At 67.4% G+C, this 9,267-nt stretch carries 10 protein-coding genes; 5 read left to right on the top strand and 5 right to left on the bottom strand.

Translation table 11 applies throughout. The annotated features are described in order from the left end of the window. Positions 1-213 precede the first annotated feature (213 nt). The 4 genes from V8688_RS19945 to V8688_RS19930 all read left to right on the top strand — a co-directional run bounded on the left by V8688_RS19945 (position 214) and on the right by V8688_RS19930 (position 3,392). A complete protein-coding gene (locus tag V8688_RS19945) occupies positions 214-573 on the top strand; it encodes a type II toxin-antitoxin system RelE/ParE family toxin (RefSeq protein WP_218716586.1) in 360 nt (119 codons plus the stop codon). Further along, on the top strand, positions 560-853 hold the full coding sequence (locus V8688_RS19940; RefSeq protein WP_218716587.1) for a helix-turn-helix transcriptional regulator: 294 nt from the start codon (positions 560-562) through the stop codon (positions 851-853). Before V8688_RS19945 ends, V8688_RS19940 begins: the two co-directional genes overlap by 14 nt. Positions 854-1,163: 310 nt before the next feature. Further along, positions 1,164-2,096, top strand: coding sequence for a DUF559 domain-containing protein (locus tag V8688_RS19935; RefSeq protein ID WP_342801438.1), 933 nt, complete (start codon positions 1,164-1,166; stop codon positions 2,094-2,096). A gap of 450 nt (positions 2,097-2,546) precedes the next feature. Beyond that, positions 2,547-3,392 carry a GNAT family N-acetyltransferase gene (locus tag V8688_RS19930; protein ID WP_342801437.1) on the top strand — a complete coding sequence of 282 codons (846 nt, stop codon included), beginning with the start codon at positions 2,547-2,549 and terminating at the stop codon, positions 3,390-3,392. Positions 3,393-3,711: 319 nt separating this feature from the next. On the opposite strand, the gene V8688_RS19925 is transcribed toward V8688_RS19930, so the two are convergent. From V8688_RS19925 to hsaA, 5 genes are all read right to left on the bottom strand, one after another. Beyond that, entirely contained in the window at positions 3,712-4,257 is a 546-nt protein-coding gene (locus V8688_RS19925) for a YdeI/OmpD-associated family protein (protein WP_218716589.1), read from the bottom strand. Positions 4,258-4,357: 100 nt separating this feature from the next. After that, positions 4,358-4,933, bottom strand: a complete 576-nt coding sequence (hsaB, locus tag V8688_RS19920) for a 3-hydroxy-9,10-secoandrosta-1,3,5(10)-triene-9,17-dione monooxygenase reductase subunit (RefSeq protein ID WP_218716590.1) — start codon at positions 4,931-4,933, stop codon at positions 4,358-4,360. Positions 4,934-4,950: 17 nt separating this feature from the next. Next, positions 4,951-5,856, bottom strand: coding sequence for an iron-dependent extradiol dioxygenase HsaC (gene hsaC / locus V8688_RS19915; protein WP_218716591.1), 906 nt, complete (start codon positions 5,854-5,856; stop codon positions 4,951-4,953). Next, positions 5,853-6,725 carry a 4,5:9,10-diseco-3-hydroxy-5,9,17-trioxoandrosta-1(10),2-diene-4-oate hydrolase gene (gene hsaD, locus V8688_RS19910; protein WP_218716592.1) on the bottom strand — a complete coding sequence of 291 codons (873 nt, stop codon included), beginning with the start codon at positions 6,723-6,725 and terminating at the stop codon, positions 5,853-5,855. Before hsaD ends, hsaC begins: the two co-directional genes overlap by 4 nt. Positions 6,726-6,728: 3 nt before the next feature. Next, positions 6,729-7,892, bottom strand: coding sequence for a 3-hydroxy-9,10-secoandrosta-1,3,5(10)-triene-9,17-dione monooxygenase oxygenase subunit (hsaA, locus tag V8688_RS19905; RefSeq protein WP_218716593.1), 1,164 nt, complete (start codon positions 7,890-7,892; stop codon positions 6,729-6,731). A 194-nt stretch (positions 7,893-8,086) separates the two neighbouring features. Between hsaA and V8688_RS19900 the strand changes: the two genes are divergently transcribed. Further along, the gene (locus V8688_RS19900) at positions 8,087-9,265 is read left to right on the top strand and encodes a Rieske 2Fe-2S domain-containing protein (RefSeq protein ID WP_218716594.1); all 1,179 of its coding nucleotides are present in this window, start codon (positions 8,087-8,089) and stop codon (positions 9,263-9,265) included. The last annotated feature ends 2 nt before the right edge of the window (positions 9,266-9,267 follow it).

The following is a 9,267-nucleotide window of genomic DNA, read 5'->3' as shown; positions in this document are numbered from 1 at the left end:
GACCAGCTCATCGACATCGCCCTGGAACTCCAGCGCGAAGCCACCGCTTCCGCCTGACCCCACACCCCCCTGACGGCGTGACCCGACCCCCGGGTCACGCCGTTCAGCGTTTCCGGTCAACCGGATCCGCCGGCGCCCGGACACCGTGTGCCCCTCCCGTCGGATATTCCATTTCCGCATGACTGTCTTCCCCCTGGATATAGCATCAACGCTATGGGTTGGGGTAGCGTTGAACTGGAACCTGAGGTGCGTGAATGGTTGGAGAAGCTTCCGGCCGACATGTTCGCTCACGCCGCGTTCTACATCGACTTGCTGCAGGACGCCGGACCGTTGCTGGGCGAACCGTATACGAGACAGCTCGACCGGAAACTCCGGGAGTTGCGTTTCTATCTGGGATCGGACGCGGTGCGGGTGACGTACTGGATCGCGTCGGGGCGCAGAATCGTCTTGCTGACGGTCTTCGTCAAGACACGGATGGTTGAGCGACGTGAGGTAGCTCGGGCGCGCGGTGCAATGCGGCGTTGCGATGCCGAGCGGCATGTTCTGGAGGAGGGCAACGATGACGGAGCGTAGTGAGTGGGCTGACCTGCGGGATCAGCGCCTGAAGGAGCCCGGCGCAGCCGAGGCGTACGACGCCGCGCGGCTCGCCTTCGAGCTCGGGCGAACCATCCGGGGTATGCGGGAAGACCGCGGCTGGAGCCAGTCCGTCCTGGCGGACGCGGCCGGCATGACGCAGTCCGCGGTCGCCCGCTTCGAAGCAGGCGGAACGGTCCCCAGCCTGCCCGTACTCGAGCGCCTCGCTCGAGCCCTCGACGCCGACCTCGTAGTCCAGGTGCGTCCCCGCGTCGCCTGAGCCGCGATCGACCTGCGCGGACAGCACTGGATGCTGCGCGTGATCTGGGAGCTCGAACCAGACCTTCTCGGCTTCCTCGACCTCCGCCGCCGCATGGCAATTCGCTCGTCGAGCATCCCAACAACGAACCCCCACCGGCGACGGCAACGGCCGAATCCCCCGGCGCCCCACCCGCTAGAGCGTTGGACGATTGATCACCACGCTGTGGTGTGAGTATCGGTCGAGAGCGGCCCGCCACTAGAGCGTGGTGATCAACTGTTCGGGTGTGGGGTCGGTTGTTTGTCGGTGTGGTGGGGGATCATGGCTGGTTATGGGGGTGTTCGAGGGGGCTTTTGTCGGGTCGTGGGCGGTTGCTGCGGGGGTGGTGACGCGGTGGGAATTGCGGCACGACTTCGATCGGGTGGCGCACGACGTCTATGTTCGGCGGGGGTATCGGCTCGATGCGGTGGGGCGAGCCAAGGCGGCGGCGCATTGGACCAAAGGGGCCGGTGTGCTTGTCGGGTTTTCGGCTGCCGCGATGTCCGGAAGCAAGTGGATCGGGGCGGAGCTTCCTGCCGAGATCGCGGTGCCGACCTATCGCCGGCCGCCGGAGTGGATCAGGACTCGCCAAGCTCGGATAGTTGAGCACGAGCAATGCGTTGTCGACGGGTTCCCGGTGACGACTCCGAAACGAACGGCGTTCGACCTCGCGCGTCGGCTCTCCACGCGCAGTGCGGTTCCGGTACTCGACGCCCTGTGCCGGGCAACGAAACTCGACCCGGACGCCGTTATCGCGCTCGCCGCCGAACACAGGGGTGAGCGCGGGTGTGCGCAGGTGCGCAGGGTTATGCCGCTGGTCGACCCGGGCGCCGAGTCGCCCCCGGAGTCACTCACCAGATTGTTGATCGTCCAAAGCGGTCTCCCGGCGCCGAGCACCCAGATCGTGGTTCGCGACAGCGGTGGCGAATTCCTCGCCCGCCTGGACATGGGCTGGCGTCGATGGCGGGTCGCCGTCGAATACGACGGCGCCCACCACTGGACCGACCCGTCCCAGCGCACGAAAGACATCGACCGCTCCGCGATCCTCGCCGAACACGGCTGGCGAATCATCCGAGTAAGCGCGAATCTCCTCTACCGCCGCCCCCACATCATCCTCGACCGCATCCACGCGGCCCTCACCGCCGGCGGCGCTCGTCTGGACAGTCGATCACCACGCGGTGGTGGCGGCATCGGTCGAGAACAGCCCGCCGCCACGGCGTGGTGATCTTGGTTCAGGGTGGGGGTGGTCGGGTGGCGAGGATGCCGCCGACAATGGCGCAGGTGGTGTTCGTGGCGCCGCGGGTGGCTGCTGGCCAGAGGCGGAAGGGGACGGTGTCGGCGGCCGATGTCTGTGCGCCGTTGCCGGGTTCGGCGGCTGCGAGGTGGGGGTCGGTTCTGGTCAGGAGGGTCGCGGCGGATCGAATCCCTCGGCGGACGGTGCCGTCCGGGGTGTGCTCGATGACGTGGTCAAGTCATTCTTCGGTGGACGAGAAGGTGGCTGCGGTCGCTCCCGCGATTCCGTCGGGGTGGGTGTGGATGATCTCCGCGGAAGCGGTCGCCTCGGCGATCACGCGGTCGATGTCGTCGGCGAAGGAAGTACGCGGGACACCGCATGCGTCACACGGCTCCCTTTGTGTTCGCGAAAGTCGCTGGACAAGGGCGATATAAGTGAGTCATGGGTGAAACTGCGGGGACCTTGTTCTGTGGGGTCGAGATGGCGGCGCGAGTCGAGCGGTTGGAGGCCGATGCCATTGTCGGGGCGGCTCGCGTGGAGCTGGGGCGGGTGCCGGGTGGTGGTGGGTTCGTGCGGGAGTTCGCCGGTGGGGCCGCGTGTTTCGCGGAGGTGGGGTCGCCGCTGAACAAAGTGGTGGGGGTCGGGTTCGGTGGGGTGCCTTCGGTGGGGGAGTGGGAGACGGTGGAGGCCGCGTACGCGGCGGTGGGGGTGCCGGTGCAGGTGGAGCTGGCGCATCTGGGGGATCCGCGGATCGCGGCGGAGTTGACCGGGCGGGGGTATCGGTTGATGTCGTTCGAGAATGTGCTCGGGATGGAGTTGGCCGGGCGTAGCTGGGCGGGGTCCGAGCGGGTGGAGGTGCGCCGTGACGAGGACGGCTTCGATCTCTGGCTCGACGTCGTGGTCGACGGATTCGCGCATCCGGACGACGAAGGTGTCTCCTCCCACGAGGAGTTTCCGCGCGAGGCGATCGCCGCGGTGATGCGGGATATGGCCGCTATCGACGACACCCGTCGCTACGTCGCCTACCGGGACGGCGTGCCCGCCGGGGGCGCCAGCATGCGCACCGGCGGTGGCGTCGCGGCGCTCGCGGGCGCCGCGACTCTACCCGCGCATCGCAGGCACGGTGTGCAGACCGCGCTCCTGTCGGCGCGCCTGAACGAGGCGGTGGCAGCGGGGTGCGACCTCGCGGTGATCACCACCCAGCCCGGTTCTATGTCGCAACGAAACGCGCAGGGCCGAGGGTTCTCGCTGCTCTACACCCGCGCGGTATTGGTCAAAGAGGTCTGACGGCCGGGGCCCGCACACCGCTTGCTCTGCGCGGTGGACGGTTCAACCTCGGCGCTGAGTGCTTGGTGTGGCGGACTGTGCGCGGTGGTGTTGCTTGGTGTGGGGGACCGTGTGTGCTGAGTGCTCGGTGTGGGGGACTGTGCGCGCTGGTGGTGCTTGGTGTGGGGGACCGTGTGTGCTGAGTGCTTGGTGTGGGGGACTGTGCGCGCTGGTGGTTCTAGGTGCGTATCTGCGGTCGTGTTGCGCTACAAGCCGTTGACTACCTTGGCTACTCGCGTCGGGCTACGAGGCGTTGACAATCTTGGCGACCCGCGTCGGGCTACAAGGCGTTGACGGCCCGGGCGACCCGCGTGGCGCGTTCGGTGGGGGTGGTCGCCTTGAGGATCGGCAGGAACAGCCGGTACTGGTCGGAGCGGCCGAGGGCAGCGTAGGCGGCTCGCGCCGCGGGCGCGTCGGCGAGTGCGGCGAGCAGGTCGGTGGGGGTGTCGGCGGTGCGCTGGCGCTCGTACGCCCCGGCCCAGCGGCCGTCGGCGACGGCTTCCTCGATCGCCGCGAACCCGGCGGGCCGCATCCGGCCCGCCGCGATGAGGGCCTCGGCCTTGGCCACGTTGACCTGCGACCACGGGCTGCGGGCCCGGCGCGGGGAGTAACGCTGCAGGTAGTGGTGGGCATCGAGGCCGCGCCGATGACTGTCGATCCAGCCGTAGCAGAGCGCGCCGTCGAGGGTCTCGGTGATGGTCACCGAGGGTTCGGGGGCGCCCTTCTTGGCGATCCGCACCCAGACCTCACCGGCGGTGTCGTGATGGGTGGCCAGCCACGAATCCCAGTCGCTCGCTGCGGCACAGGTGATGTAGTCGATGGTCATACGAACCATCATCCGGCTCAAAGTGCTCACCGAATGAGCACTTAAAAACGACGGAAACGGGTGCGGCCGCGCATCGTGTGGGCGGCCGCACCCGCGGGACTCACAGCCAGGTGTCGAGGCTGGTGGTCGTGAGGAAGTGATCCAGGTCCGCGCGCCAGGGCGCGGGCGTGGTCTTGTCCGGCTCGATGCCGGTGTACTGACCGCGGTAGAACAGCAGCGGACGACCGTTGGTGGTCTCCGACTCCGCGAGCGCCCGCACCCGGCCGATGACGATGTAGTGGTCACCACCGTCGACGACCGAGTCGACCGTGCACTCGATGGTGGCCAGCGAATCGTCGAGCACGGGCACACCCAATTCGGAGGTGTGCCAGGCGACTCCGGCGAACTTGTCGGTCTCGCGCGAACCGAACCGCGCGCAGGTCGGCTGCTGTGCCTCGGCGAGCACGTTCACACAGAACTTGCCCGCCGCCTCGATCGCCGCCCAGGAGCGCGACCCCTTGGTGGGGCAGAACAGCACCAGGGGCGGGTCGAGGGACAGGGCGGCGAAGGACTGGCAGGCGAAGCCGATCGGCTCACCCGCCGGATCGAGCGCGGTGATCACGGTGATGCCGGTGCAGAACTGCCCCAGCACATTACGAAATTGCCGGCCGTCGATCGCCGGTGTCTGTTCGGTCATGTCCCTCGCCGCCATTCCTATTGCTGCTTGAATCCGACGGTGAAGTCGTGACCCCACAGGCTGACCGCGGTGGATTCGCGGGCGATCCAGTCGTCGTCGTCGACTTCGAGTCCCTCACAGCCGAATTCGATATCGAATCCGCCGGGCGTCTTCATGTAGAAGGACAGCATCTTGTCGTTGATGTGGCGGCCGAGGGTGGCCGACATCTTGACCTTCTTGCGCAGGGCGCGGTCCAGGCAGAGGCCGACGTCGTCGGAGTTCTCCACCTCGACCATGAGGTGCACGATGCCGGTCGGGTTCGGCAACGGCAGGAACGCCAGCGCGTGGTGGCGCGGGTTGCAGCCGTAGAAGCGCAGCCAGGCCGGGTCGCCGTCGGCGGGACGACCGACCATCTGCGGCGGCAGCCGCATCGAGTCGCGCAGCCGGAAGCCGAGGACGTCCTGGTAGAACGCCTGCGCCGCGGCGTCGTCGGTGCAGGTCAGCACAACGTGGCCCAAGCCCTGCTCGGCGGTGACGAACTTGTGGCCATAGGGGCTCACGAAGCGGCGGCCCAGGTACTGCGCGCCGTGGAAGGCCTCGAGGGTGTTCCCGGACGGGTCCTGGAACCGGATCATGCCCTCGACGCGACGCTCACCGAGCTCTTCCTTGGTGCCTTCGGTGTAGGCGACGCCGGCCTTGGCCAGGGTCTCGCGCAGCTGCTGCAGGCCGGGAGCGTCGGTGACCTCCCAGCCCGAGACCAGCAGCCGGTCCTGTTCACCGGGGACGATCACCAGTCGCGCGGCGAAATCGTCCATGCGCAGATAGAGAGCGTCGGGATTCAGCCCGGTGCCCTCCATCATGCCGAGCACCTTGAGGCCGTACTCGCGCCAGGCCGCCATGTCGGTGGCCTCGATGCGCATGTAGCCCAGGGCACGAATACTCATTGCTTCTCCTCGAGGAAATCGACCGTGAGCCGGTTGAATTCGTCGAACTTCTCCAGCTGCGCCCAGTGGCCACAGCCGCCGAACACGTGCAGCTGCACGCGCGGGATGACCTTGGTGGCCACCAGCGCGCCGTCGAGCGGGTTCACCCGGTCCTCGCGGCCCCAGATGAGCAGCACCGGCTGACGCAGCTTGTACGCGTCCCGCCAGAGCATGCCCTTCTCGAAGTCGGCGCCGGCGAAGGACTTGCCCATCGCGCGGACCGCGGCCAGCGATTCGGGCGTGCTCGCCAGGGCGAACCGCTCGTCGATCAGTTCCTCGGTGATCAGCGACTGGTCGAAGACCATGATCCGCAGGAACTTCTCCAGGTTCTCCCTGGTCGGCGCGTAGCTGAACGCCGAGAGCAGCTTGACGCCCTCGGTCGGGTCGGGCGCGAACAGGTTGGTGCTCAGCCCGCCGGGGCCCATCAGCACGAGCTTGCCCGCGCGCTTGGGGTTGTCCAGGGCGAAGCGCACCGAGGTGCCGCCGCCGAGCGAGTTGCCCAGCAGGTGCACCCGCTCGGTGATCTGCAGGTGATCCAGCAGGGCGAGCAGCGCGGTGGACGCGTGCACGAAATACTGCGGATGGTCGACCGGCTTGTCGGACTTGCCGAAACCGGGCTGGTCGAGCGCGATCACGTGGAAGTTCTCGGCCAGCACCGGGATGTTGCGGGCGAAGTTCGACCACGCCGAGGCGCCGGGCCCGCCGCCGTGCAGCAGCACGATCGTGGGGCCGTTGCCGACGCCCGCCTCGTGGTAGTGCAGCTTCAGCTCGGGGGTGACTTGCGCGTAGCGGGAGGTCGATTCGTAGGTGATTTCAGCGGTCTGGGTCATCGGCTACACCATGGCGTCGGTGACGGGCAGGCCGAACTCGTGCGTGCCGTACATGACGTAGGCGCGCTCGGGATCGTTGGCCGCGTGCACCCGGCCGGCGTGCGCGTCGCGCCAGAAGCGCTGCAGCGGCGTGCCGTTGGCCAGGGCGGTGGCGCCCGAGGACTCGAAGAGCTTGTCGATCGAGGCGATCACCCGGCCGGTCGCGCGGACCTGGTCGCGGCGCGCGCGCACGCGCAGATCGAACGGGACTTCCTGGCCCGCCTGCAGCAGCGCGTACTCCTCGGCGACATTGCCCGAGAGCTGACGCCACGCGGCGTCGATGTCGCTGGCCGCCTCGGCGACGCGCACCTTGGCGAACGGGTCGTCCTTGGCGTTCTCGCCGGCGAAGGCCGCGCGCACGCGCTTGCCCTGGTGCTCGACGTGTGCCTCGTAGGCGCCGTAGCCCATGCCGACGATCGGCGTGGAGATGGTGGTGGGGTGGATGGTGCCCCACGGCATCTTGAACACGGCGTCGGTGTTCTGCTCGAGGCCGGGCGCGCGGCCCTCGCTCATCGCGCGGAAGCTCAGGAAGCGGTGCGACGGGACGAAGACGTCCTCGACGACCACGGTGTTGGAGCCGGTGCCGCGCAGGCCGACGACGTTCCAGACGTCATCGATGCGGTAGTCCGAGCGCGGGATCAGGAAGCTGCCGAAGTCGACCGGCTTGCCGTTCTTGATCACCGGACCGCCGAGGACCGCCCAGGTGGCGTGATCGGAACCCGAGGACCAAGCCCACGAGCCGCGCACGATGTAGCCGCCGTCGACCGCCTGGCCCGCGCCCATCGGGGCGTAGGAGGACGAGATCCGCACGTCGGTGTCCTCGCCCCAGACGTCCTGCTGGGCCTGCTGGTCGAACAGCGCGAGGTGCCAGTTGTGCACGCCGATGATGCCGGCCACCCAGCCGGTGGACCCGCAGGCGCTGGCGATCTTGCGCACGGTGTCGTAGAAGACGACCGGGTCGGCGGCGTGGCCGCCCCACTGCTTGGGCTGGAGCAGCCGGAAGAAACCGGTCTCCTGCAGCGCCTTCATGGATTCATCGGGAATGCGGCGCAGGTCCTCGGCCTCCTGCGCACGTTCACGCAGTGTCGGCAGCAGTGCCTCGACCCGTTCGGTCACTTCTTGCGTCATTTCGGAGCCCGCTCCTGCCTTGTCGGATCGACAACCGGTTCTTGTTCGACTCTGAGATTAGAACAGGTTCTCATTTCTGTCGAGAAGATCGCCCTACCTCGGATATAACAGGGGCTCGGAGCGAACTTCGCTGGATAGCTGGCGTGAAGCGCCCTCGTTTTGTAACGTGTTCTAGTGAAGAAGGAGGGTTCGGGATGGCAGTCAACCCCAAGGTGAGGGAACTCGATGTCGGCACCACGCCGACCAGGTTTGCGCGCGGCTGGCACTGTGTCGGCCTCGCGAAGACCTTCCGCGACGGCAAGCCGCACGCGATCGAGATCTTCGGGACCAAGCTCGTGGTGTGGACCGACACCAACGACGAGATCCGGGTGCTCGACGCCTACTGCAGGCATATGGGCGGCGATCTGAGCATGGGCACGGTCAAGGGCGACGACATCGCCTGCCCGTTCCACGACTGGCGCTGGGGCGCCAGTGGCAAGTGCACGTCGATTCCCTACGCGCGCCGCGTTCCGCCGCTGGCCCGCACCAGGAAGTGGACGACGCTCGAGCGCAACGGCCAGCTGTTCATCTGGCACGACCACGAGGGCAACGAGCCGCCCGCCGAGGTCACGATCCCGCACATCGAGGGCCCCTACACCGATACGGAGGGCAACCCCAGCGAGGATCATGACGGCGGCTGGACGCCGTGGACGTGGAACACGATGCGCATCGAGGGCTCCAACTGCCGCGAGATCATCGACAACGTCGTGGATATGGCGCACTTCTTCTACATCCACTATGCCTTCCCGACGTACTTCAAGAACGTCTTCGAGGGTCATGTGGCGACACAGTTCCTGGAGACCAAGGGCAGGCCGGATATCGGCATGGCGGCCAAGTACGGCGGTGAGACGCTGCTGAAGTCGGAGGCGTCCTACTTCGGCCCGTCCTACATGATCAATCCGCTGGTCAACATCTACGGCGGGTACGAGATCAAGGTCGTGCTGATCAACTGCCACTACCCGGTCAGCCAGGACGAGTTCGTGCTCCAGTACGGCCTGACCGTCGAGAAGCCCAAGGGCATCGACGACGCGACCGCCGAGAAGCTGGCGGCCTCGATGACGGAGTTCTTCGGCGACGGCTTCCTGCAGGACGTCGAGATCTGGAAGCACAAGTCCAAGGTCGAGAACCCGCTGCTGTGCGAGGAAGACGGCCCGGTCTACCAGCTGCGCCGCTGGTACGAGCAGTTCTACGTCGACATCGCCGAGGTCACCGACAAGATGACCCAGCGCTTCGAGTTCGAGGTCGACACCACCAAGGCCAACCAGGCCTGGGAGGCCGAGGTGGCGGAGAACCTGCGCCGCAAGGCCGAGGCAGAAGCCGAAGCGGGCGTGTAACC

Source organism: Nocardia sp. No.11, from assembly GCF_038752175.1.
Taxonomy (GTDB): Bacteria; Actinomycetota; Actinomycetes; order Mycobacteriales; family Mycobacteriaceae; genus Nocardia; species Nocardia canadensis.
Note: the sequence above shows the minus strand (reverse complement) of the source record. Positions and strands in the feature narration are given on the sequence as shown.